Genomic DNA, 23,773 nt, shown 5'->3' with positions numbered 1-23,773 from the left:
TTTTTCTTTAATTATTTAATTCCTAGTTGTTTAGCAAAACTTGGTTTTTTACCGTTATACATCACATAGATTGCCACTGGACTTTTTTTAGCCGAATGATTATACAACCTAAAGAGTTGTTCTGCTGTATATTTTTTCCCCTGAGGATGACTAAGCTTTCCGTTACCTACCGCTTGAATATGCTTAAAACTTTGCCCCACGCCTGAACTCTTACGCAAACGATAATGACCCAATTTAACTGCAAAGCCATTTGGATTCCCTGCATGATCTAAAATGCTACTATTATGGATGTTAAAGTGACTCAAATCAATACCAACTAACTTATAGTCATACTGAAACATTAGTGTAGAGTCTTTTAATTTGGGAGTATGAAAACCACTGAGATCAACGTAAACTAACTGGGGACAATGCCTAAACATGCTGCTCATCGTGGTTACCTTTTGGGTATTCCACCCCCTTAAATTTACACTTTCAAGCTTAGAATCATATTCAAATAAATCATCCATGATTTGGACTTGATTTGTCTTAAAGTTGTGCAAATCTAAGTCAACCAGATTTGTATCTTTTCTAAACATTGCCTGCATATTAATTAGTCTACTAGTATCAAAGTGGCTTAAATCTAAGCTAGTTAAAGCCGGATCAGCTTCAAACATATAATGCATATCAGTTACTTTAGACGTATCTAAGCCACTGAGATTTAAGTGATTCAAATTGGTATCATTGGTAAACATATAGGACATATCAGTAACATTAGATGTATCTAAATGGTTTAAGTCAAGGCTAGTTAAGTTTGTATTATATGAAAACATCCCTGACATGTTAGTAACGTGACTAGTATCAAAGTGGCTTAAATCAAAACTATTTACGTGAGAGCGTGCAAACATTTCGCGCATATTAGTCACATGACTAGTATCAAGATTGTTTAAAACAATCTGTGCATATTTAGTAGCAGCAAATAATTCCGACATATCAGTTACTTTACTAGTATTAAAGTGACTACTTAAAGTGAATTTTTCACCTAAAGCTCCAGTGCCTTGAAACATACCTCTCATACTTGTTAAGCTGTTAGTATCAAAATGGCTTAAATCAAGATTTGTAATTCTACTAGAGGCAAACATATTGCTCATATTGGTTACATTTCTGGTATCAAAATGACTTAGATCAAGGTTAGTAATTCCACTATAGGCAAACATATTGCTCATATTGATTACATTTCTGGTATCAAAATGACTTAGATCAAGATTATTCAGTTTTCTAGTTTGAAAAAACATACCAGACATATCTGTAACACTTTTGGTATCTAAATGACTTAAATCAAGATTAGTAATTCCACTATAGGCAAACATATTGCTCATATTGGTTACATTTTTGGTATCAAAATGACTCAAGTCAAGACTAGTTAAATTTAGATCATTATCGAAAAGACTTGCCATATTGTTTGTCGAACTTGTATCCATTTTATTTAATCCGCTAATGGCCTTTAGACTAGTTAAATTAGCAAATTTGTTTGCCACATTAGCAGGTAACTCTATCTGACCGTCAAAATTAAGATACTCAATTTCATTTGCCCACGACAACTCTTTGGTAAGCGGAATAGATGATAATTGACCATTTTCAATAGTCAATGTTTTAGTAACTACATCATAATTCCAGTTGCAGTCACCATCTTTTCCAGTCCAAATTCCCAATCCTAAGCTCGGATTACTTACTACTGTTTCTAGTGTTTTGGCTGATCCTTGAACAGTTGCAGCAGACTCCACGATACTAGCTAATAAAGCAAACATTATTCCTAACTTAACTAGTTTTGAAAAATGACCTCTTATCTTTTTAAATTTCATTATTAAACTCCCCTTCCTGTATCTCAATTATAATATTTGATCACTTAAATGATATCCTCTTTAGCATTCTCCTTTAATAACTTCCAGCCAACATTAAAGTGTTGCTCACGCAATTGGCGCAATTCAGTATAATCACTACTTAAACTATCAATCGCATCTTGTAATTTTTTATTTTGCTTTCGCATTTGCGTTAATTCCGAATCGTTAACAACACCTTTAAGGTGCATTGTGGCAGCTATACTGCGCCTTCTTTGTTCAAATTCACCGCTAAAGGTTGCTAGAGCATTTTCATACTTAACTAATTTTTGATTAAGTTGGGCGATTTGTGCATTTAACTTGATAAAAAGTTCATAGGGCATATTAGATTTAATCCGATTGCATTCCTGACAAGACAAGATCAAATTGTCAAAATCATTATTATGTGATAAAGATACCGGATGCTTGTGGTCCACGCTATGCCCTCGCCGGCCGCAATATTGACAGCGATAATGGTATTTAGCCCGGATACGTTCACGATCAATAAAGTCGACTTCATTTAACTTAAAATCAACATTTAGCCCTAATTTATTTAAATTTTCAGCAAAAGTAAGATTTAATTGTGGAATAAATTCAATTTCCCCCACCTCACTAGCGATGAGCGCTTGATTAAACTCTTGCCGACTAAGTTGCTGCTGTGCTAATTCATTACTATCATAATCTTGAATAAAAGACTCGTAGCGCTTACGTTTATCTTTTGAATGCACTAAAAAATTTAGTTCTTGATCTTCATTATCTCGACCAACAAACCCATAGAGCAAAGCTTGAGCAAAAATAGCAATTGGTACATTACCAAAGTCCTCGGCTTTTGCTCCCCGTTGCAGACATTGATCACAAATACTAGTTAATTGCAGGTTCTTTGCTTCTTGATACTTGAAATGATTGGAATTAAGGCGCAGACCGCAGGCGCTACATTGAAATTTCACTTTAAGATATCTCCTTTAAGGCAAATAATGTCATTAATCTTAGCTCCATTTTAACCAACTTATGGCCATAAAAAAAGGATGGGTTACAAATGTAATCCACCCTTTTAGTTTATTTAATGCACACTACTTATTTTCGTCTGCTTTAGCCTTGTTCAAGAAAGCAACAACTGCTGCCACATGAGCAACGCGCTTTTTACCATTCTTCTTGTTTTTAGGTCTTTGGCTTGGTTCACAACCAGTGTTGTAATTTTCACCTTTACGCATAGTACTATACTTCCTTTCAGATTTCCGAAAATCTTTTACAGTTTACCACGAAAAGCCTAATCAAGCAAGGTTTGTCGCCAAGTACACTATGGATCAGTGCGTGACTAGTTAGTTATATATAAAAAGCAGCCAGTGACTGCTCTTTATATTACTTATTAGTTATTTTTACTTACATTAATTGTAACAGCACCATCGATTACACCACTATCATCAGCCAAACTTAATGCTGCATCCTTTTGACTGACAATCAATCCTCCATCCAAATATTGCAATTCAGCTGAACTAGTATACATATCTAAGTCAGCATTATTGTCTACTTTAATTGGAAAATCTGGATCTGGTTGATTTAAAATTACAAATTGAAAATTTGCACCGATTGTACAACTACCGCCAATATCCGAATATTTATTGGAGCCGTCATTAAGTGCTAAAAGCACCACCTGCCCAGCAGCTTGTGCCTTTATTTTATCAGCTGCTTCAGGCTTAATATTGATTTTAATTGATTTAGAGTTATTCATATTATCTTCCTCCTAATCCTTAATCATTTTCCCAAGTATAGGCTATCTTTTAACTGGAAGTCAAAGTTTATGTTTATGTACACCCATTTACTAATGAAAAGTTTTTATTGCGAACAAAGAAAAAAAGGCTCAAAATGTATATAGCAATATGATAGATGATTATAACTGTGAAAGGGGACATTTTATGTCCATCTTAAAAAAGATTTTTAGTGATAGAATCTTACAAATTACTATCGTGGTAACGATTATAAGTCTTTTCTTTGCTAGACCACGTTTAGAAGATATTAATTTACATACCATATTTTCTATCGCTACAATGCTAATCATCATTCAAATTTACGCTTACTTACATGTACTCGACGTCTTAGCGTATAAGTTGACTAGCATAACTGACAACATGAAAAAGTTAAACACATTGTTTACACTGCTTTCGATTATTTCTGGTATGTTTTTGGGTAACGATATTACTGCATTAACTCTAATTCCGTTATACTTAAATATTGCTAAAAGATGTGATTTACCGCAGATTTTACCAGTAACCCTAATCGGAATGGGCGCAAATATTGGAGCTGCTTTTACTCCTTGGGGTAACCCCCATAATATTTTTTTAGTTAGTAAATATTCGGTTAATGCAATTGAGTTCTTTTCTTGGTCATTACCTTATCTACTAGCTGCGTTAATAATTACCTTTGTTATTCTATATTTTATTCCCAAAACAAAAATACCAACGCAAAGTGCTAAACAAATTAATATTAGTATTCGGCCAACTGTAATTACTACAGCTGTATTCGCGCTATTCTTTTTAGGTGTTTTTAAAGTTATTAACATTATTATTCCGATGGTTGTCGCAATTATACTTGCTTTAATAATTAATCCAAAAATCTTACTAAAACTTGATTATGCACTACTTTTAACTTTTACGTGCTTTTTTATTTTTATCAGTGACATCCAACAAATTCCCTTAGTTGTTGCCTTAATTCACACAATGATTAATTCAGAAAGTTCAACTTACTTTATATCAATTTTATCTAGTCAAATAATCAGTAACGTCCCAGCCACTATATTAGTTGGTAAATTCACACCATATGCTAAAGCACTATTTTTAGGATCAAATATTGGGGGCTTTGGGTCACCAATTGGCTCTATGGCAAATATGCTAGTTTTGAAAACATTTACACAAAATGCAACTGTTTCTCGCAGTGAATTTTTTAAAAAATGGTCTATTATGCAATTTATTAGTTTAATTATTCTTACAGTTGTTGGTTGGATACTACTAATAGTTTAAGGAAATTTTCTTAATCCTTGGATTTAACTTATTATTATTAAAATCAGGTATAGTAAGTTATAATTAATAATAACCTAATTAGGAGGAAAAATAATGTTCAATTTAACTTTAATTGCTATTATTGTTATCATATTATTAATTGCAATTTATATTACACTTTATAACGGCTTACAAAAAGCCAAAGTCTATACTGAAGAATCCTGGAGTCAAATTGATGTCCAATTAAAACGGCGTAATGACCTAATCCCTAACTTAGTCGAAACAACTAAGGGATACGCTAAACATGAACAAGAAACATTAGAACGCGTTGTTCAGTTACGCAATCAATTAACTAATATACCGAGTGATGATCACGCTCAAACAATGAAAGTTTCAAATCAAATTTCAGATTCGTTAAAAACAATTTTTGCATTATCCGAAAACTATCCCGACCTAAAGGCAAATCAAAATTTCTTGAAGTTACAGGAAGAATTAACTAATACTGAAAATAAAATTTCTTATTCCAGACAACTTTATAATTCATCTGCTGCATCATATGACCAGAAACTCTTGACTTTCCCATCAAATATTGTTGCAAAAATACATGGATTCCAAAAAGTTGCTTACTTGCAAACAAATGAAACTGAAAAAGAAGTACCTAAAGTAAAATTTTAAACAATAGGTTAGTGTTATGCTATTTGAACAAATCGCTCGCAACAAACGAAAAACAATAGTTATTATGACTTTGTTTATAATTATTTTAGCTTTAGTTGGCGCTGGTTTAGGCTATATTTTCGGTAATCGACCGCTTTTAGGTTTGATTGTTGCCATTATCTTTAGCGTTATTTATATGCTAATTGTCTTACCTAATCCAGCCAATATGGTTATGAGCCTCAACCATGCGCAAGAAATAGATGAACAAAGTAATCCCCAATTATGGCATATTGTTCAAGATATGGCTTTAGTTGGTCGTGTACCAATGCCACGTGTTTTTATTATAAATGATCAAAGTCCTAATGCCTTTGCGACAGGCCGTGATCCCAATCATTCAGCAGTTGCAGTTACACAAGGGCTACTGGATATGATGAATCGTGAAGAACTAGAAGGCGTTTTAGGTCACGAAATTTCGCATATTCGAAATTACGATATCATGGTTTCTACTATTGCAGCTGTCTTAGTTGGTGTTATCTCTTTTCTATCAGGGATAGCCAGTAGGTACATCTGGTGGATTGACGACGATGACCATGATAATAATGATAGCAACAATAGTTTGAACTTAATTTTTAAAGTTATTGCTATCTTGTTCGTCTTAATCCTCGGACCCATTTGTGCAAGTTTAGCCCAAATGGCATTGTCGCGAAATCGTGAATATTTGGCTGATGCTTCATCAGTAGAATTAACGCGTAATCCACAAGGTTTAATTTCTGCACTTAAAAAAATTGAAAATTCAGAGCCTATGAAAAAAGCAGACCCTAGTAGTGCCGGAATGTATATTGAAAATCCTCTACATCAACAGCATGGATTGACACATTTATTTGACACTCATCCCCCAACAGCAGATCGAATTGTTCGTTTAGAAAAAATGTAATTATAAAAAAGGCACCTTTTTAAAAGGGTGCCTTTTAAATAACTATAAAATTAATTTTTCTTCTTAGACTTAAGACTAGTTAAACTAATCCCAGTTAATAATAAAACAATTCCCGCTACTAAAAGTGATAACTGGGATTGCTTATTTATACCAGTTTGCGGCAACTTGCCTGCAGAGTGATCGTTATTGGGATCATTAAGTCCCTTACCCCTAGTAGAATTGCTTGTCATCTTAGTCTTACTATCAGTCGGTTTTTTACCAGTCGGTAAACAATTTTGAGAATGTCCCTGCTGTTTATTACTTGACTTATCGTCTTTTGGAGGAATTACAGATTCATTACCCGTAGAATTAGTTTGTCCGTTCTTAGTATAAATATAAGTTACAATCTGTTCTACACTATCAAAAAATCCAACGGCATTAGTCGGTCGTGTCTTAAGTGTATAACCTGGAATTTCTTTAGCAGTTGAAATATAACCATCACCCAGATTTCCACTTAAAACTTCTTCAGCGGCAAGTGTGTTGCCATCTTCAGCTTGATATTTTACTATGACATTTGCACCTTTAATTGGTTCGCGTTTATCAACTACCGTATCTTTAGTATAAGTTAAAATTAAAATTCCATCTGCAACAGGAGTTGTAATTTCAATTAAATTATCTTTAGAATCGATTGGCTGATCAGCATATTGCGCTGACTTAAATGTATAACCTGGAATTTGGGGTACTTTAATTTTAGATGTTGAAATTACCTCATCCTTGAACGACGCAATTGGATTACCTTTATCGTCTTGATATTTTACCTTAACTGAATTAGTAGCAGTAGCACCTTCGTATACAGCTACAGCCGGTTTGGGGCTAGATGACAAGGAAGCTGCTGCAGCAACTTTAGTATTAGCAGTTAAAAAACTTAGCGCTATAAAGGTAACAGCTCCCAATATTCTTTTTTTACCATCTTTAAAAATGCCTTTTCTTTTGCTCATATCTTGTGTCCTTTCGGCTACACCTATGTGATTTCAATTTAAAGTCATTAACAACCAATTATGCTATAAATATAACTTTGAAAGCGATTGTAGCATATGTATCCAGCAAGCAGAAGTTTATATATACATAATATAACAATAGTTATATAATAAAATTAATATCTCATTATTTTAAGTTGATATTTGCTTGTCTAAATAATTCTGTCCGCATTTGAACTGGCGTTTCATGATAATACTCGTTAAATTTTTTATAAAAAAAAGATTTACCACTATATCCTACTTGAGAAATAATATCTCTAACCGAAATATCGGGGCGTGCTAGTAAGGTACGTGCTTCCTGCATACGTCTTTCATCAACATGCTCAACAAAACTTTTTCCAGTTTTTTGCTTAACTAAAGTTGAAAAATAATTAGGATTTAAACCAAAATGCTTTGCAGTTTGTTCCAAAGTAATATGAGCAAAGTTTTCATCAATATATTGATCTAGAGTTGTCTCAGCAAATTCATAGTTAACCAGTGGTAGAGCTGATAGCTTTTGATTTCTAATCGTTGTTAAAAATGCCATCATTAATTCTGCACTAATCATTTCACTAGTAAACAAATTTTGGTTTAAATATTCATCAACGATTCTTCTCATCAGTTGGGTGGGTTTGGCTAATTTTGAATTTTTTAAATATAACAACCGCTCCGTCTTAAGAGATAACTTTATTTGGCTAACTATTTTCTGCTCGTCATCATTAAATTTAGCTATAGCATTGAGAAAATTTAAATGATTAGTAAATTCAAATTTAACGATTATATCTTCTTTAGTTTGCCTAGGAACATCATATTCACATTTTGGTTCTAAAAAAACGCTATTTCCTGTTGCTAAACGAATATTTTTTCCATTGATTTTTATGTTTATTGTTCCTGCCACCATAAAAATAATAGTTTGACGAGCAGTTTGATAGCGATGTAGACCAGTATTATGATTTTCAAGATAAATCGTAAATAGATCAAAAGTGCTATTAACTGGTTTGAGACATACCTCATTTGTATCAGTACTTATTGCTTGTAAAACACTCGCTAAATATTGTTCCAGCCTAGCTGCTGTCATACCTTCACCTTCTCAATGATTTTATATTATACTTTAATTATATATCAAAAGATTTGTTACTTATAAATTTTTAAAGCAAAAAAGTTTACTTTAATATCATGATCAAGATAGACAGCAAACCATCTTTTAGGTATAATGACACTAATCTTGGGGTGCCGATAAGGCTGAGAACATACCCACTGAACCTGCATGGATAATGCCAACGAAGGGAAAATCACTTGAATTTTACGTCATCTGGTATGAAGCCATGATGACTTTTTTTATACTTAGGAAATAAAATTGATTACTATTAAAAATTTAACTTTTACATATGACCTGCAGAATAAAATTTTAGATAACCTTAGTTTAACCATACCTACAAAAGAATTTTCATTATTAGTAGGACCTTCAGGCTGCGGCAAATCTACCCTACTAAAAATACTTGCAGCACTTTATCCCAAATATGCTGGTCAACTCACTGGGGAAGTTGATTTAAATGGCTTACGAGCTGCGATGCTGTTCCAAAATGCTAGTGAACAATTTACAATGTCTACTCCGCGAGAAGAAATTATCTTCGCTTTAGAAAACCTCCAAGTTGACCGTGAACAATATGCCCAGCGTCTTAAATTGGCCGTTAAATTTACCCAGATTGACCATCTACTTGATCAAAAAATTAATACAATGTCTGGTGGTGAACAGCAACGAGTCGCACTAGCTGTTCTAGTAGCAATGGATGTAGATCTTTATTTACTTGATGAGCCATTTGCCAGTTGTGACCCAGATACTCGGCACTTTTTAATTAACAAATTAGCAGCTTTAAAAAAACAAGGGAAAACTATTCTCATTAGTGATCATCTTTTAAGCAATTATCAAAATATTTGTGACAATATATTTCAATTTCAAAAAAAAGTAATCACTAAGCTAAGTGCAGCAGCCAAAGATAACTTATTGCAAAAAAATAAAGATAAAAAAAATTATCATTTTGCTCTCCCTCAAAGTGAGCAACCCTGTTTTACTTTAACTAATACAAAAATTAGTGAAAATCGATTACTTTTAAACCAAAAGCACTTACAAATTATGGCTGGTAAAACCACCCTCATTACGGGAGCTAATGGCATTGGTAAAACTTCACTTTTTAATGCCCTTAGTAAAATGTTATCCTACGATGGTAGCTTGACTTATTATGACCATGAAATTAGCCAACTATCCGCGCGTAAATATTTGCGGCAAGTTGGGCAAGTTTTCCAAAAAGCTAGTGACCAATTTATTAATATTTCAGTTGCAGATGAGCTTAACTTGAGTAAAAAAAGTCCTAACAACCATTTCTTTACTGACCCAGAAATTAATAAAGCTTTAATTGCCTTGGAATTAGATCAAACCTTAGATCAAGCTGTCTATTCCCTTTCTGGTGGTCAACAAAAGAAATTGCAAATTTTATTGATGATCATTGCTAGTCAAGCTGTGCTCTTACTTGATGAACCGCTAAGTGGCTTAGATGATCATTCTGCTAAACAAATCATAAATTTATTAAAGGAGAACCAAGCTCGACAAGGGCAAACATTAGTAATTATTACCCACGACCTTACTAACATTGCGGAGTGGTGTGATTATCATCTTGTTTTTAAAAACCAACAATTAACCTATGTAACGAAATGAGGTGCTCGCATTGAATCCTGGTTTTAAGTTCTTTTTAGCAGTAACAGTTTCTTTAGAGATATCATTGACAACCAGCTTACCTACAAATTTAATCATTATTGGAATAGCAGTAGTTTATTTACTTTTTAATCATGTCAAAATCAAAAATTTACTTTTAACATTACTTTTACCATTAGTAGCAGCAACGACCATCTTTGCTACGCTGTACTGGTTTACACCTGAACCCAATTTACAGAACGCTCTTTGTTTAGCTAGTAGAATTTATGTCTACACTCTGACCATCTACTGCGTTTTTATTGGAACTACGACCACAGAATTTGCTCGTTGCTTTGAACAAAATTTTCATCTACCAAGTAAATTCGCATATGGCATTTTAGCAGCACTTAATCTTGTTCCCCAAATGAAACAAGCAATTAAAAAAGTCCAAACCGCTGCAATGATGCGGGGAGTTTATTTAAGTTTTTGGTCACCTACACTCTACTTCAAAGCAATCTTAATTGCCCTCAATTCAGCCGAAAATTTAGCCCAAGCAATGGAGTCACATGGCTATGTTGAAGATGCGCCACGGACAACGATCGTGGCAATTCCAATAAAAATAAGTGATTGGATATATAGCGGTATTATTCTATTATTTGTTAACCTTGCACTACTTACTTTCAATTAAATAAAAAATAGCCATATAGATGATGCGAACCCAAAATTAGGGCGCTTTATTAATTATTAACTGAGGACTAATTACCGGTATTTAATCGGAGTTGGTCCTTTTAGTTTGCTTTTAATTCTTTTCTGGTTGTAATACTCAATGTAGTCTCTGATTGCATCTTCTAGTTCATTAAGATTTTTAACTTGCTTTTCAAAGCCGTAAAACATTACCCACTTGAGGGTTAAAGTCATTACTATAAATAGTGTAAAGTTAAGCCAAAATAGTTAGGCCGTGACATGCAAGAAACGCCAGCAAGTAATCAATATTAGATCTAACCTGATAACGCCAACTTAATTCAGGAGGAACAATTTAATATTCATGGCAAAGCCGATAGCTTGTAATTTTATCTTATTTAGATAATTTAGCCATAAAAATAACCCCCAAATTTGGGGGCACTTCATAGTTGATTGTTTTTTATTATCTTCTTATTTATGATAAGGACTACCATTATTAATCATAAAACCGCGATAAATTTGTTCGATTAGCACCACCCGCATCAATTGATGCGGTAAAGTTAATTTGCCGAAGCTAAGTAAATCATCTGCCCGCTGATTTACAGCAGAACTAGTGCCCAGACTACCACCAATTACGAAAGTAAGATCTGAATGACCATAAGTCCCCAGTTTTTCTAATTCTAAAGCAAATTCTTCACTACTACGTTCCTTACCCTTAATCGCTGTAACATACACATATTCTTTACTTTTAATTTTAGCTAAAATCCTTTGTCCTTCAATTTCCTTAACTTGATTTTGTTCAGCTAAACTTAATTTTTCAGGCGCTTGCTCATCAGCTACTTGGATTAATTCTATTTTAGCAAATCGATTAAGTCGTTTTTGATACTCCGCAATTGCGTCCTTAAAATATTTTTCTTTTAACTTACCCACACAAATAATTTTTATCTTCATAATTTTTACTTTATCCCCAAATACCCATTCTTTCCACTGACTTTGTCCACAGCTGTGTACAAGCAAAATCTACATTTTGTGGTTATCAGACTAACTTTTATCATAACTTGTGTTAGCTGCTTTTTTTTTATTTTTTATTTTTAAATTACGCACATCTATTCATGGATAGTTGAAATTTACAAACTTTCTAGATAAGAATGGCGCTATCACCGTTTTTTTAGCTTTATTAGCCAAAAAATAAACTATAATATTTACACACAATTCACAAGTTTTCCACAAAGCTTATACGAAATTTTTGCTAATTTATGCACAATCCACAAAGTTTTCCACAGTTATCAACAAGATTTTAGCTCCCATTTAAAACTTGACAAAGATAAAAGACGAATATTACGATGTTCCGCATATTGATTATTAACAAAAAAGCTGTATTACCATCCAAATCAGTGTAGTACAGCTTTTAATAACTAATACATTTATTTTTCGAACTTAATCAGCCTGCAACTTTATATTTAACTTCATTTCATTACCATTACGATTAATCGTTACACTAACACGATCACCAACTTTATGATTATACAAAATACTGTGTAACGAAGCGACATCTGAAATAGATTGGTTGTCAACCTTAATAATAACATCACCAACTTTGATACCAGCTACACTAGCTGCACCTCTTTTAGTAACTTCTGCAATGTAAATTCCATCTTTTAAGTTAGACTTAATATTAAGCTGTTTACGATAGCTAGCTGGCATCCCTTGTAACGCAATAACTTTGACTCCTAATTGTGGTCGTACAATTTTACCCTTCTTAACTAGCTGATTAACAATTGTAACTACCTCATTTGAAGGAATGGCAAAACCCATTCCTTCAACAGATGTCCCATCACCAGATTGTGATAACTTCATTGAATTAATCCCAATAACCTGACCCGCAGAATTAACCAAGGCTCCACCAGAGTTACCTGGATTGATGGCTGCATCAGTTTGAATGACTGTCTGTTGATTAGCTGAAGAAGTGGTAATGCTTCGCGCTGGTGCGGAAATTATTCCTTGGGTGACGGTTGAAGCATATTCACTACCAAGAGGTGAGCCAACGGCTATTACCGTTTGCCCTGCCTGCAAACTCTTAGAATCGCCAAATTCAGCAATTTGTGTAGCGTAGCTAGCATCAATTGACAAAACTGCTAAATCAGTTGTTGCATCAGTACCAACAATGCGGGCATTAACTGTTTTTCCATTTGAGAGCATTACTTGAACTTTATCACTCCCAGAAACAACATGGTTGTTAGTTACAATATAACCTTTATTTCCTGACTTGGTGTAAATAACCCCAGATCCCTCACTATAAGTCTGCAACTTACCTTTATCCTTATTAGGATTATCGTCACCAAAAATATCAAACAAAGAATTACTACGTGTATTTTGTCGTTTCATATTAATTACCGAAACAACCGCTCCTCTAACACTGTTGTAGGCGGGAGTCATTGCCCCACTATTTCGGGCACTATTTTTTGAAGTTTTAGCACTACTGGAACTAATACTAGTTTGCGCATTATTGTTATAATTAGCATTATTAATTTGGTCAAGTGCCACATATGAAGCACCTCCCCCAATTAAACCCGCTACTATCCCAACAATAGCAGTTTTAAAAATACTATTTTGTTTTTCCATTATTTAGTTCTCCTTTAGTTATGTTTTAAATAATACTAATAAAGCTTGAACAAATATAAATAATTTAATTACATTTGTATTAAGCTTGTTGGTGCACTCGCATTGGTCATGACAATTTTAACATCACTTGGTAAATTGGCATCACCGTTAACCATTATCTCTTTTGCTGCATCATAAGCTAATTTAGCTGTATTATTGTGCTGACTTAGGTGGGCCAAAAAGATATGCTTAGTTCTACTAGTAACCACGTCTAATAGCGCTTGACCCGCATCAAGATTAGATAGGTGTCCAACGTCTGACAAAATTCTTTGCTTTAATGACCAAGAATAAGGACCGTTACGCAGCATCAGATCATCATAATTAAATTCCATTAAGTAAGCATCACAATCAGCAATTACCGCTTTTACTCGCTGCGAAACATATCCTGTATCGGTTAAAAAGGCAATCCTTTTGCCGCCACTAGTAAAAACGTAATATTGTGGCTTAGCTGCATCATGACTAGTAGCAAAAGCTGTGATATCAAGATCACCAAACGTTTTAGTTTGACCAGATTCAATTACATTAATCTGGTCAACTGGTAGCTTACCGATTTTTTGACTTTCATTCAAATATTTCCATGTCCCATCATTTGCAAAAGCAGCTAATTTAGGATAGCGGCGCATCAATATGCCTAATCCTTTACTATGATCTGAATGATCATGGCTTAAAAAAACCATATCAATGTCATGGATATCAACTCCTATATCTTTTAATAGTTGCTTTGTTTTTTTCCCTGACAAGCCTGCATCCATTAATATTTTATGCTGCTTGGTCTCAATTAGACTAGTATTTCCCGTAGATCCGCTAGCTAAAACAGAAACACGCACATTAATTTCCTTCCTAATTTTTCTGAACATTGTACGAGCTACTTTGCAAAATTTGGGCAGTAAATGCATTAACTCGTTTTACAGTTATATTTTTGGTTGTTTTATTTTCTACTAAAATAAGCCATGTGGGTAACATAATCGTGTTGCCCCGAACTTCAGTCAATTTCGAGTATCCTAAATTAACCTTTAACACGCGTGAATTATTAGCAATTTCACGATCAGTATACATTGCTTTAACCGCATGCCAGGCACTAATAATTAACTGCGGTTCTCTTACTGCACTAATTGGTCCCATATAAGAAATTGTATAATCGATAATTTGATTATTCCGTACATTAATTGTTAATTGAGCATCATTATCATAGACTTGACCGTAATCCGTTTTTTGTACATAACAATAAGCATTTTCGCCAGACATACTTGGCTCATATTTAAAATTTTTACCATATGGTACACAAGTAGGATCGTTCTTAAAATCATCTAGTTGCTCAAGCATTTTTTTCCGATTACCTGAAAGTAAAATTGCCGATTGCGGTGTTGCAGATAGGCTGTTATCACTTTTTGAATAGTGAGTTGTCACTTGCGTTAAAGCACTTTCTTTATGCGAAAGATAATCGCGATTTTTAGCCGCCAAATAATAACCAGATTGTTGCTTACGCGAAATATGTAATGGAATATCAATCCCATCTGCCCGCATTTCAGACCGAATACTAGTTGTCGTTCCGGCCGTATTGCTTAGACTAATTGGTGAGCGCCACATTTCAATTCCAAGATACAAATCAATTAACAAAAATATAATTAAGATTAACCATTCGATTCTTTTTCGATCCATCCTAATTCCCCTTCACTAACTGGTTTTGGTTAACTCCACTTGAGCCATATTTTTCCCACTCTGCGGCACTTCTCCACTGATTATATGCTTTAACATAATATACTGGGATCAAATTAATTAAATTGTCATGGCTATGATCTTTTTCTACACGATACGCCACAATTACCCGTTGGATTGCCGTTTTCTTTAGTCCCGCATTAACTAAATTATGCACTACGGTCTCACTTGGAGGCAAAGTTCGCGTTTGTCCATCAAACGGAATTGGAATTTGTAAATCAGTATTATTAAACGCAACCTCTATTGCATCTTGCGCAAAACGCGTCGTTATTTGCGGGTTTTTACTACTCAAAAAAACTGGTAAGCCTTCAATATAATTAGCATAACTAATTGATCCATTACTATAATCAAAATAACGCAAATCTTGTTCACTTAGACCTAACTTATGAACATATTCAACACTATCGAGTAAGCGCTCATTAGTAGACATAACTTTACTCTTTTCATAGCGAGAATATAAAAAATCTGCTTCTTTTAGTTCAGTATTTGGTGCTCGCAATTTTGTGTAGTAATTCAGCGAATAAGTGGTCCAGCCCTTTTTACTTGAACGAGCAGTTACATTGGCTGTACCGAGCAGCCGGGTAACGAAGTAAGAATCTGGCTGACTATTAGTTAAATAACTATAAACCCGCCAATGTTCTGTTTGGGTATAAAATACTTCATAGCTATCATTTAATCGGACAAATTTAACCGGCTGACGTCCATGGGCATTCCGAGCATAACTGCGTAAACGCGAAAAGTCAGCCTTAATTAATCCCACACGATAAATTGTTGTACTCTTATCACTACCTAAATAAAAATAAAAATTGCTCGGCGATATAAAAATACGGCGAAATTTCTGGTCATTTTTAGTGACATCCTTTTTAGTAAGCAAATTTACACTTACTTCATTAGGAAAGGTTAATTGCACATATGCAGAATTATTAAGCATTTGCTCATACTTGTGCTGACTTGAGCTGATTTTTTCGATGTTACCATATTTGACATCCTTAAGTTCATTACTAAATTCTAACGGTAAATTCTTTTTAGCATCATATAAGTTATATAATTGACCATTCTGAAAGCCATAAGAACTGGTTGGTACAAATAGATTTGAAATAATTCGGTTGCGACTATGTGACTGCTCAGTTACATTACTAGTTTGATTAATGTGGCTAAAGTATTGATTATTCGTCATGATAAAAATCCACAGAATAATCGACAAAATAACTGCTGCTAATGTTCCAATTAGTAACAATATATCGCCTAATTTAAATTTAAGCTTCATCCCACTCATCTCCCTCGCTCATTGGTTCATAAGGTAAGGCAATATAAAAAGTTGAGCCTCTATTTTCACTACTAGTAGCCCAAATTTGACCGTGATGTTGCTCTACAATTTCTTTAGCAATTGCTAGCCCTAGGCCAGTCCCGCCTTGAGCACGCGAGCGTGCCTTATCAACCCGGTAAAAGCGATCAAAAATTTTACTTAAATCTTCTCGAGGAATTCCTAAACCTTGGTCAGCAATACTTAAAATAATGCGATGATCATCATGAGTTAAACTTGCAGTAATCACTCCACCATTAGGTGAATATTTAATGGCATTATTCATAATATTATCAATTACTTGCGCTATTTTATCAGTATCAATTTCAACCCATAAGGCCTGTGTACCTAATTGACGCTTAATTGTATACTTCTTTTTACCCTCTTTTTGATTATTTTTTACAATCATATCGAAGCGGTCTAAGATATGGGCAACAAAATCATTAAAATTAACCCACTCAAAATTGATTTTGACTGCACCCCGATCCATCCTGGACAAACTTAATAATTCACTGATCATACGGATCATTCGTTCAGTTTCTTCTTGGGTAACTTGTAAAAATTTAGGAGCTACATTGGGATCTTTCCAAGCCCCTTCATTTAAGGTTTCAATATAGGCGTGCATACTTGTAAGCGGGGTACGCAATTCATGGGAAACATTTGAAACAAACTGTTTTTGAGAGTTTTCATTTTTTTGTTGCTCAGTAATATCGTGTAACACACACACACTACCTGAAACAAAACCGGTCACTCTTTTAATTAGTGAAAAACTAGCATGTAAAATAACTTCATCACGACTACCTTCGTTAACTGTAAGCACAATTCCTTTCTGATTAGCAATCAAGTCTTGGGAAGATTCTTTTAAACCTAAAATTGTCGCAATTGGCTTATTGGTGATTTTTTCTTCAGTTGTATTCAAAAAGTTAAGTGCCATTTGATTAACCACATTAACATTACCATGCCGGTCCGTTGCCAGAACCCCATCACTCATATGTGACAAAATGCTATCTAATCTTCGCTGCTCACTTTCAGATTCTTCTTGTGAACGTTCAATTCTAACTGACAAAGTATTAAATGCTTGGCCTAGCTGACCTAATTCATCATTAGAATAAATTTTTACTTGACTAGAATAATCTCCGTCAGCAATATTTAGAGCTTGACTTTGCATTTCCTCAATAGGTTTAGTAATTGCATGTGAAACTACTAATGATAAAATAGCACCCATTACTGCTGCCACTAATGAGGTCACTAAAAACATTAAAGAAATATTTCGTAAATCATTAAAAACACCCTGCATTGATGCTTTAACGTAAATTGCGCCCACAATATTGGTAGAACCATTGCCTGCATTCAGAGGTGTCACCTGAATCATATAGTCACCATGATCATTAACTACCTTTGTAGCTTGTCTACCCGTTGAAGTTACTTGCTTAACAATAGTGTTATTGACTCTTTGTCCAATACGATTTTTATCATTTAACCTAGAAACAGCCCGAATGATATCCTTATTATCAACAACAATAATTTCACTAATCGTACCAATTCCGTTGCTATAATCATTGACTATACGATTCAAGTTACTGTTAGTGTGCTTATTATCTCTGACTAACTGCAGTGATAACTGATTGGTTACAATTGGTAGTACTTGAATTGACGATTGAAAATTATCAATGCTATTTTGTTCTAATTGTCTAGTGAAATATACCCCAATGACCTCAATTGTCGCAATAATCATTGCCATAAAAACAGTTGCTAATGTAGTGTTAATTGAAATAGTTAAATGCTTAAATTTATTTTTTATTCTATTCATAATTATCCAAATATATAAAAAGAAAGCCACGCAAAAAATCATTCTGCAGGCTTTCTTTAATTAGTCTTCTGTTGGCTGTTTCACATAATAGCCAACACCGCGACGAGTTACTAAAATCTGCGGCTGAATCGGATTATCCTCGATTTTTTCCCGCAAACGATGGACTGTTACATCAACGGTACGAACATCGCCAAAATAATCATAGCCCCAAACTGTTTGCAATAAATGTTCCCTAGTCATTACTTGTTCCATATGTTGCGCTAAATAATAAAGCAACTCAAACTCACGATGTGTGAGTTCAATTTTTTTACCTTCTTTTTCAACAATATAGGCATCAGGCATAATCACCAGATTACCAATAGTTATATTCTTGGTTGAAGTATTATCACTATCATTTTCCACTTTTTTAGCAATACTACGGCGCCGTAAATTAGCTTTAACTCGCGCTACAAGTTCACGATTAGAAAATGGCTTAGTAACATAATCATCCGCTCCCATTTCCAGCCCGAGTACTTTATCAATTTCCGTATCTTTAGCTGTTACCATAATAATCGGTAAATCATGAGTTTGTCTAACTTCACGTGCCACTTCTAAACCATCTTTTTTGGGTAACATCAAGTCCAAAATCATCAAATCTGGATTATATTCATCAACTTTTTTAATAGCTTCTTCCCCATCATAGGCAGTGTCGACGTCGAAGCCTTCCTTCGTCAAATTAAATTTGATAATATCAGAAATTGGTTTTTCGTCATCGACAACGAGAATCTTCTTTGGCATCGAAAGCCCCCCTTTGCTTAACATTATACTGTTTTTTAACTATTTAGCCAAAAAAAGCACAAAAATTTAACAAAAAAGCTTGCATTTCATTTAAAATAATAGCATAATAATTTTTGTTGGTTATTTAAGATAACATTTTTTGGGTGGCTAGCTCAGCTGGCAGAGCAACGGACTCTTAATCCGTGGGTCCAGGGTTCGAACCCCTGGCCACCCATTAAAAAGAAGCACTGCGAGAAGGCGGTGCTTTTTTGCTAGTTAATGGTTAAAGACGCCATAACTAACTATCCTAATTTTTTTGCAAAAATGACTTGCCAAAACTAGAAATACTTGCTAATATATTTAACTGTCAACAGAAATAAATGGGTGGCTAGCTCAGCTGGCAGAGCAACGGACTCTTAATCCGTGGGTCCAGGGTTCGAACCCCTGGCCACCCATCATAAATAAAAAGCACTGTAAGTAACAGTGCTTTTTTGTTATCTCAAAAATTCATCTTTCCTAGCTATGTTTTTATCTGAATAATAATTTGCTAATTCCCCCATATTATTTTTTTAATAAAAAGGCATTAATTTAATCTTGTTAATTATAAACATCTAAATTAAAATGTTATATATTAGGAACAAAAAACACGACAACATCTCCCCACTATTGCCAGGGAAAATTTCCATTTGTCTTGGTAGTGTTTTATTTTTATTGTCCAACTTTTTAATCGCTACATATGCCAACTTTACTTTTGGCATATACTACAAGAAAAACTACTCGCAAATCAATTTAAGCAAGCTGAAGGATTATTATAAATGAAAAAGTTTTATAAAATATGTGCTCTAGTACTTGTCGTCTTCTTTTTGGCTATCGGTCTAAATATCTACCATGACATACATACAACATCTCAAACAATGAGTCATTTTAACAAACCAAACCAGTTCAGCAACCAAACTAAAAGAAAGACAATTGTTTTTAAAAAATTTACCAAAATCAAACTTGACACCTACCTCCCAGACATCCAAGTTATTCCTGGTAAGAAATATCAAGTAACTATTATAGGCAATTATGGCGCCGATATTAGTAAAATTAAAACTTCCATTAAAGATAACCAGTTAACCATTTTTGACAAGCCCGAACCCCATTATAATAATGGAAACTATCACGTTGAAATTAGGGTCCCAAAGAGCCACTCCCTATTAGAAATATCTGGTTCATGTTATGCGTGCACCCTACTTTTAAAAAACTTAATTATTCCAAGAATAAACATTAAAGTCGATGATAGTGATGCTATTTTAAAAAATACCATCGTTAAAAAATTGAATTTAATCTTAAGTGATGGCGAGTTTAAAGTCAGCAATTCGACTTTATCAAGTGCAAAATTAGCTTTAAGTGATAGCGACTGTAAAATTACAGACATTCAGTGCAAAATTACCGCAACCTTAAATGATGGTGATGCGTTAATCAAAAATTCTAAAATTACTGGCAATAGTTCGTTCAACCTAAATGACGGTGATTTTATAATGAACAAGGCACCTAAAATTAGTTACGACCTTACAGCTGATTCAGAGGATACCATTAAATTTGACAATACTTATCACACTAGCCACCTAGTTAAAAGGCTTAATGGCACGCCTCTTCTTAAAGTAGTCAGTGCCGACGGCGATATTGCAATCAATTAAAGGAACATTTAACAATGAAAAAGTTCTATCAAATCATTGGTATCATTGCAGTTATTGGTCTTGTTTTATTACTAATTATTAAATTTAATACTAGCAAATAAAATATGCAAGAAGTACATCATGAAATAACTAATGGTAGCTTTTTTAGTGACCATGAGCACAAGCATTCTGTAAGTAGTAAAACAAACAACCTGAAGAAATTTTCCAAAATTAAAATCAGGGTTAACGAAGCCGACATTAACATTGCTAAGGGTGACCAATTTCAAGTAAAAATTACAAGTCGCAACATTAAAGCAGTCAAGATTGGAGTAACAAATCAAGAACTGACGCTTGCTAATGACCACCAAGCATCTAACGATGATTGCAAACTTTTAATTACTGTTCCTGATAAAAACGCTGTAAGCAACATTTCAGGATTGGTCAATGAAGGAGACGTTAGTTTAAATGACTTAACTATCGCTGACATTGACCTGCAAATGGATGATGGTGACCTTAGTATCAACAATATCAAGGCCTTGAAGACGTCTTTCACCTTAGATGAAGGTGACATTAAGGTAACAAATTCAACCCTAAAAGCAGACACTTCTAACTGCAATGATGGAGATTTAACAATTTTTGCTAGCCAATTTAAAACCTCTGTTTCTCTTACTGATGGCGATATTTCAATCAGCAATTCCAAAATTCTTGGTAGCAGTTCATTCAATTTACATGATGGTAGTTTTCAAATGAGCGAGGCACCGATGATTAGTTACTTACTTTCAACTCATTCTGGTAATGAAATCAACTTCCGCCATAACAATTATTCTGGTCATTTTTCTAAAGTCAGGCAACATACACCTCTTCTAAGAGTTACTTGTGGCAATGGCGATATTAATATTAACTAGATAAATTGGCTTAAAGTTGCAGGCATAAATATAAAAGTTAGTCATTCAATAAAAAAGTTTAGTTTTACCACCATAAAATTTTTTAAAGCGTATAATTAGACATCTAACCTTTTTAGGATTATGTTATATTTTAGATAGGTTTTATTCTATTTATTGAAAGGAGTGTGCTTCAATGGAGAAGTTCACAAAAGAATCTTTAGCAAAATATGATGGTAAAAATGGAAATCCAGCTTATGTAGCAATTGATGGCGATGTTTACGATGTTACTGGCAATGCTCACTGGACTGATGGCGAACACCATGGTAATTTAGCTGGACAAGACTTGACAGTTGCAATTGGTCAATCACCTCACGGTAAGAGTGTTTTAGGCAACTTGAAAAAAGTTGGTACTTACGAAGCTTAGTTACTATTTGACAACAAAAAAAGGTACACAATTGTGTACCTTTTTTTGTTTGCTAAATTAGTCATGTAAAGCCAAATAATTTTCTGCATTGCGTAAATCTTTAAGTGAAAGCTGTCCTGGTGCCGAAGTTTGACTTACCGCCCCAAAAGATAAGCTTGAACCAAAAACCTGACCAGCAATTCGCGTAACTTTACCCAAATCACCCATTGCCATTGTAATTAAAGGATTAGGAATTGCTTTATGCACTACCTGAGTAGCTTCTAATAAGGTTAAAACATCCTGCGGAGTATGCGGCATGCAGGCTAATTTAGGAATATCTGCCCCCAATTGTGCCATCTTTTTAAGGCGAAATTCAATGACATCTTGGGCGGGTACCTTATCAAAATCATGGTTACTCATAATTACTACGATATTGTAATCATGGGCTAAGGAAACGAGCTGCTTAATCCGCTCTTCATCATGAAACAGTTCTATATCAACTGCATCGCCTAAGCGCTTGGTAATAATTAATTCCACTAAGTCCAAATAAGCATCATCTGCTAATGCAGCAACGCCACCTTCATTTTGCGTTCTAAAGGTTACTAAAAGCGGCAAGTCGCCCACCGTTTGTCGTAATTTTTGGGCAGTTGCAATTAAGGCGGCCTGGTCAGCAATTCCAGCTGCATAGTAATCGAGCCGCCATTCCATTAAATCTGGCTGGGCAGCAACAATTGTTTCCGCTGCAGTTAAAATTTCTGTTTCCGTTCGTCCAACATTTGGAACAGCAATTTTAGGTAGCCCTGTTCCCAAAACAATATTTCTAACCTTAATAGTTGCCATTGTCTACCTCAACTTTTCTTACTTATCGGTAAACATAATTTCCCGAATATAGTCAGTTGGCATATCTTGACCCGTCCAGAGTTTAAATGAGGCGGCCCCTTGTTCAATCATCATGCCAATTCCGTTAAAAACATGTTCAACCCCTGCTGCTTGAGCTACTTCCATTAGTTTAGTAGTTCTAGGAGCATAAACTGTATCAAAAACGACCATCTCTTTATGGAACCAGGATGGATCTGAAACCAAAGTTTTATCTTCTAACGGTTTCATGCCGACACTCGTAGCATCACAGTAAATATCACTTTCAGCAATTGCCTGTTTAAATGCAGCTTGATCGCTTAAATCGGTTAATGAAACTTTGCAAGTCGTCTTTTCTTGAATTGTTTGCACATTTTTTTCAGCTTGGGCCCATTTATCATCTTGAATGTTGAACATTTTTATTTCCTTAGCACCATCCAAAGCGGACTGAACTGCAATCGGAGTCGCAGCACCACCAGCTCCAGTTAGAGTAATTATCTTATCTTTGATTTCAATGCCTTCAGCTTTAAGTGCCTGGACAAAGCCAATACCATCTGTAGTGTAACCAGTCAAAACACCCTGATCATTAACAATGGTATTAACAGCATCACACATTTCTGAAGCTGGTGATAGTTTATCAAGATATTTAATCACTTCTTTTTTATTTGGCATCGATACATTTGAACCGCGCATATCTAAAGTCCGAATAGCATCAACTGCGCTAGCAAGTTTATCGTTACCAATTTCAAAGCAGAGATAAGTATAATTTAGACCTAATTTGGCAAAAGCGTTATTGTGCATTGTAGGTGACATTGAATGCCGAATCGGATAAGCCATTAAACCAATTAAATAAGTGTGGCCATCCAGCCAACCAGTAATTGGACCATTCACGCCTGTAATTTGATTTGTCATTATTTTAGCTCCT

At 34.4% G+C, this 23,773-nt stretch carries 24 protein-coding genes, 2 tRNA genes and 1 riboswitch; of the genes, 10 read left to right on the top strand and 16 right to left on the bottom strand.

The window, feature by feature from the left end; genetic code table 11:
• Positions 1 to 11: 11 nt before the first annotated feature.
• The 4 genes from F5ESL0230_RS00525 to F5ESL0230_RS00510 form a co-directional block, all read right to left on the bottom strand.
• Positions 12 to 1,838, bottom strand: a complete 1,827-nt coding sequence (locus tag F5ESL0230_RS00525) for a BspA family leucine-rich repeat surface protein (RefSeq protein WP_122021146.1) — start codon at positions 1,836 to 1,838, stop codon at positions 12 to 14.
• Positions 1,839 to 1,882: 44 nt separating this feature from the next.
• The gene (locus F5ESL0230_RS00520) at positions 1,883 to 2,800 is read right to left on the bottom strand and encodes an HNH endonuclease (protein ID WP_122021145.1); all 918 of its coding nucleotides are present in this window, start codon (positions 2,798 to 2,800) and stop codon (positions 1,883 to 1,885) included.
• A 123-nt stretch (positions 2,801 to 2,923) separates the two neighbouring features.
• Positions 2,924 to 3,064 carry a hypothetical protein gene (locus F5ESL0230_RS00515; RefSeq protein ID WP_122021144.1) on the bottom strand — a complete coding sequence of 47 codons (141 nt, stop codon included), beginning with the start codon at positions 3,062 to 3,064 and terminating at the stop codon, positions 2,924 to 2,926.
• 155 nt (positions 3,065 to 3,219) lie between these two features.
• The gene (locus F5ESL0230_RS00510; RefSeq protein ID WP_118895811.1) at positions 3,220 to 3,582 is read right to left on the bottom strand and encodes an iron-sulfur cluster biosynthesis family protein; all 363 of its coding nucleotides are present in this window, start codon (positions 3,580 to 3,582) and stop codon (positions 3,220 to 3,222) included.
• 184 nt (positions 3,583 to 3,766) lie between these two features.
• Between F5ESL0230_RS00510 and F5ESL0230_RS00505 the strand changes: the two genes are divergently transcribed.
• The 3 genes from F5ESL0230_RS00505 to htpX all read left to right on the top strand — a co-directional run bounded on the left by F5ESL0230_RS00505 (position 3,767) and on the right by htpX (position 6,434).
• Positions 3,767 to 4,867 (top strand): SLC13 family permease, encoded by a 1,101-nt coding sequence (locus F5ESL0230_RS00505; RefSeq protein ID WP_122021143.1) that lies wholly within the window; start codon positions 3,767 to 3,769, stop codon positions 4,865 to 4,867.
• Positions 4,868 to 4,960: 93 nt separating this feature from the next.
• Complete coding sequence (locus F5ESL0230_RS00500; protein WP_090094095.1) at positions 4,961 to 5,521, top strand: LemA family protein; 561 nt, start codon at positions 4,961 to 4,963, stop codon at positions 5,519 to 5,521.
• A 16-nt stretch (positions 5,522 to 5,537) separates the two neighbouring features.
• Positions 5,538 to 6,434: a zinc metalloprotease HtpX gene (gene htpX, locus F5ESL0230_RS00495; protein WP_090094097.1), complete on the top strand. Its 897-nt coding sequence runs from the start codon at positions 5,538 to 5,540 to the stop codon at positions 6,432 to 6,434.
• A 50-nt stretch (positions 6,435 to 6,484) separates the two neighbouring features.
• On the opposite strand, the gene F5ESL0230_RS00490 is transcribed toward htpX, so the two are convergent.
• Positions 6,485 to 7,411 carry a MucBP domain-containing protein gene (locus F5ESL0230_RS00490; protein WP_122021142.1) on the bottom strand — a complete coding sequence of 309 codons (927 nt, stop codon included), beginning with the start codon at positions 7,409 to 7,411 and terminating at the stop codon, positions 6,485 to 6,487.
• 166 nt (positions 7,412 to 7,577) lie between these two features.
• The gene (locus F5ESL0230_RS00485) at positions 7,578 to 8,507 is read right to left on the bottom strand and encodes a helix-turn-helix transcriptional regulator (RefSeq protein WP_122021141.1); all 930 of its coding nucleotides are present in this window, start codon (positions 8,505 to 8,507) and stop codon (positions 7,578 to 7,580) included.
• A 138-nt stretch (positions 8,508 to 8,645) separates the two neighbouring features.
• Positions 8,646 to 8,735, top strand: a riboswitch (TPP riboswitch).
• A 51-nt stretch (positions 8,736 to 8,786) separates the two neighbouring features.
• Between F5ESL0230_RS00485 and F5ESL0230_RS00480 the strand changes: the two genes are divergently transcribed.
• Complete coding sequence (locus tag F5ESL0230_RS00480) at positions 8,787 to 10,142, top strand: ATP-binding cassette domain-containing protein (protein WP_122021140.1); 1,356 nt, start codon at positions 8,787 to 8,789, stop codon at positions 10,140 to 10,142.
• 10 nt (positions 10,143 to 10,152) lie between these two features.
• Positions 10,153 to 10,806 (top strand): energy-coupling factor transporter transmembrane protein EcfT, encoded by a 654-nt coding sequence (locus tag F5ESL0230_RS00475; protein WP_122021139.1) that lies wholly within the window; start codon positions 10,153 to 10,155, stop codon positions 10,804 to 10,806.
• Between the two features lie 71 nt (positions 10,807 to 10,877).
• On the opposite strand, the gene F5ESL0230_RS00470 is transcribed toward F5ESL0230_RS00475, so the two are convergent.
• The 8 genes from F5ESL0230_RS00470 to yycF all read right to left on the bottom strand — a co-directional run bounded on the left by F5ESL0230_RS00470 (position 10,878) and on the right by yycF (position 19,066).
• Positions 10,878 to 11,036 (bottom strand): IS3 family transposase, encoded by a 159-nt coding sequence (locus F5ESL0230_RS00470; protein WP_090094103.1) that lies wholly within the window; start codon positions 11,034 to 11,036, stop codon positions 10,878 to 10,880.
• A 234-nt stretch (positions 11,037 to 11,270) separates the two neighbouring features.
• Entirely contained in the window at positions 11,271 to 11,750 is a 480-nt protein-coding gene (rlmH, locus tag F5ESL0230_RS00465) for a 23S rRNA (pseudouridine(1915)-N(3))-methyltransferase RlmH (protein ID WP_122021138.1), read from the bottom strand.
• A gap of 486 nt (positions 11,751 to 12,236) precedes the next feature.
• Positions 12,237 to 13,421, bottom strand: coding sequence for a S1C family serine protease (locus tag F5ESL0230_RS00460; RefSeq protein WP_118897563.1), 1,185 nt, complete (start codon positions 13,419 to 13,421; stop codon positions 12,237 to 12,239).
• A 68-nt stretch (positions 13,422 to 13,489) separates the two neighbouring features.
• Positions 13,490 to 14,287: an MBL fold metallo-hydrolase gene (locus F5ESL0230_RS00455; protein WP_122021137.1), complete on the bottom strand. Its 798-nt coding sequence runs from the start codon at positions 14,285 to 14,287 to the stop codon at positions 13,490 to 13,492.
• 13 nt (positions 14,288 to 14,300) lie between these two features.
• Entirely contained in the window at positions 14,301 to 15,119 is an 819-nt protein-coding gene (locus tag F5ESL0230_RS00450; protein WP_122021136.1) for a two-component system regulatory protein YycI, read from the bottom strand.
• A 1-nt stretch (position 15,120) separates the two neighbouring features.
• Complete coding sequence (locus F5ESL0230_RS00445) at positions 15,121 to 16,443, bottom strand: hypothetical protein (RefSeq protein WP_122021135.1); 1,323 nt, start codon at positions 16,441 to 16,443, stop codon at positions 15,121 to 15,123.
• A complete protein-coding gene (gene walK, locus F5ESL0230_RS00440; RefSeq protein WP_122021230.1) occupies positions 16,433 to 18,289 on the bottom strand; it encodes a cell wall metabolism sensor histidine kinase WalK in 1,857 nt (618 codons plus the stop codon). The genes F5ESL0230_RS00445 and walK overlap by 11 nt, the downstream gene beginning before the upstream one ends.
• A gap of 60 nt (positions 18,290 to 18,349) precedes the next feature.
• Positions 18,350 to 19,066 (bottom strand): response regulator YycF, encoded by a 717-nt coding sequence (gene yycF, locus F5ESL0230_RS00435; protein ID WP_122021134.1) that lies wholly within the window; start codon positions 19,064 to 19,066, stop codon positions 18,350 to 18,352.
• A 141-nt stretch (positions 19,067 to 19,207) separates the two neighbouring features.
• Between yycF and F5ESL0230_RS00430 the strand changes: the two genes are divergently transcribed.
• The 5 genes from F5ESL0230_RS00430 to F5ESL0230_RS00410 all read left to right on the top strand — a co-directional run bounded on the left by F5ESL0230_RS00430 (position 19,208) and on the right by F5ESL0230_RS00410 (position 22,014).
• Positions 19,208 to 19,280: transfer RNA gene (locus F5ESL0230_RS00430), tRNA-Lys, on the top strand.
• Positions 19,281 to 19,427: 147 nt separating this feature from the next.
• Positions 19,428 to 19,500 (top strand) — tRNA-Lys (locus F5ESL0230_RS00425).
• A gap of 360 nt (positions 19,501 to 19,860) precedes the next feature.
• Complete coding sequence (locus F5ESL0230_RS00420; protein WP_122021133.1) at positions 19,861 to 20,727, top strand: DUF4097 family beta strand repeat-containing protein; 867 nt, start codon at positions 19,861 to 19,863, stop codon at positions 20,725 to 20,727.
• Positions 20,728 to 20,831: 104 nt separating this feature from the next.
• A complete protein-coding gene (locus F5ESL0230_RS00415; protein ID WP_122021132.1) occupies positions 20,832 to 21,611 on the top strand; it encodes a DUF4097 family beta strand repeat-containing protein in 780 nt (259 codons plus the stop codon).
• 172 nt (positions 21,612 to 21,783) lie between these two features.
• Entirely contained in the window at positions 21,784 to 22,014 is a 231-nt protein-coding gene (locus F5ESL0230_RS00410; RefSeq protein ID WP_090094244.1) for a cytochrome b5 domain-containing protein, read from the top strand.
• A gap of 57 nt (positions 22,015 to 22,071) precedes the next feature.
• Here the strand turns inward: F5ESL0230_RS00410 and aroD are convergent, their stop codons facing one another.
• Both aroD and F5ESL0230_RS00400 read right to left on the bottom strand, forming a co-directional pair.
• On the bottom strand, positions 22,072 to 22,833 hold the full coding sequence (aroD, locus tag F5ESL0230_RS00405; RefSeq protein ID WP_122021131.1) for a type I 3-dehydroquinate dehydratase: 762 nt from the start codon (positions 22,831 to 22,833) through the stop codon (positions 22,072 to 22,074).
• Positions 22,834 to 22,851: 18 nt separating this feature from the next.
• Positions 22,852 to 23,760, bottom strand: a complete 909-nt coding sequence (locus tag F5ESL0230_RS00400) for a shikimate dehydrogenase (protein ID WP_122021130.1) — start codon at positions 23,758 to 23,760, stop codon at positions 22,852 to 22,854.
• Positions 23,761 to 23,773: the final 13 nt, after the last annotated feature.

This window comes from Lactobacillus sp. ESL0230 (assembly GCF_003692805.1).
Lineage (GTDB): Bacteria > Bacillota > Bacilli > Lactobacillales > Lactobacillaceae > Lactobacillus > Lactobacillus bombicola.
This window is presented reverse-complemented; position numbering and strand designations above follow the sequence as displayed.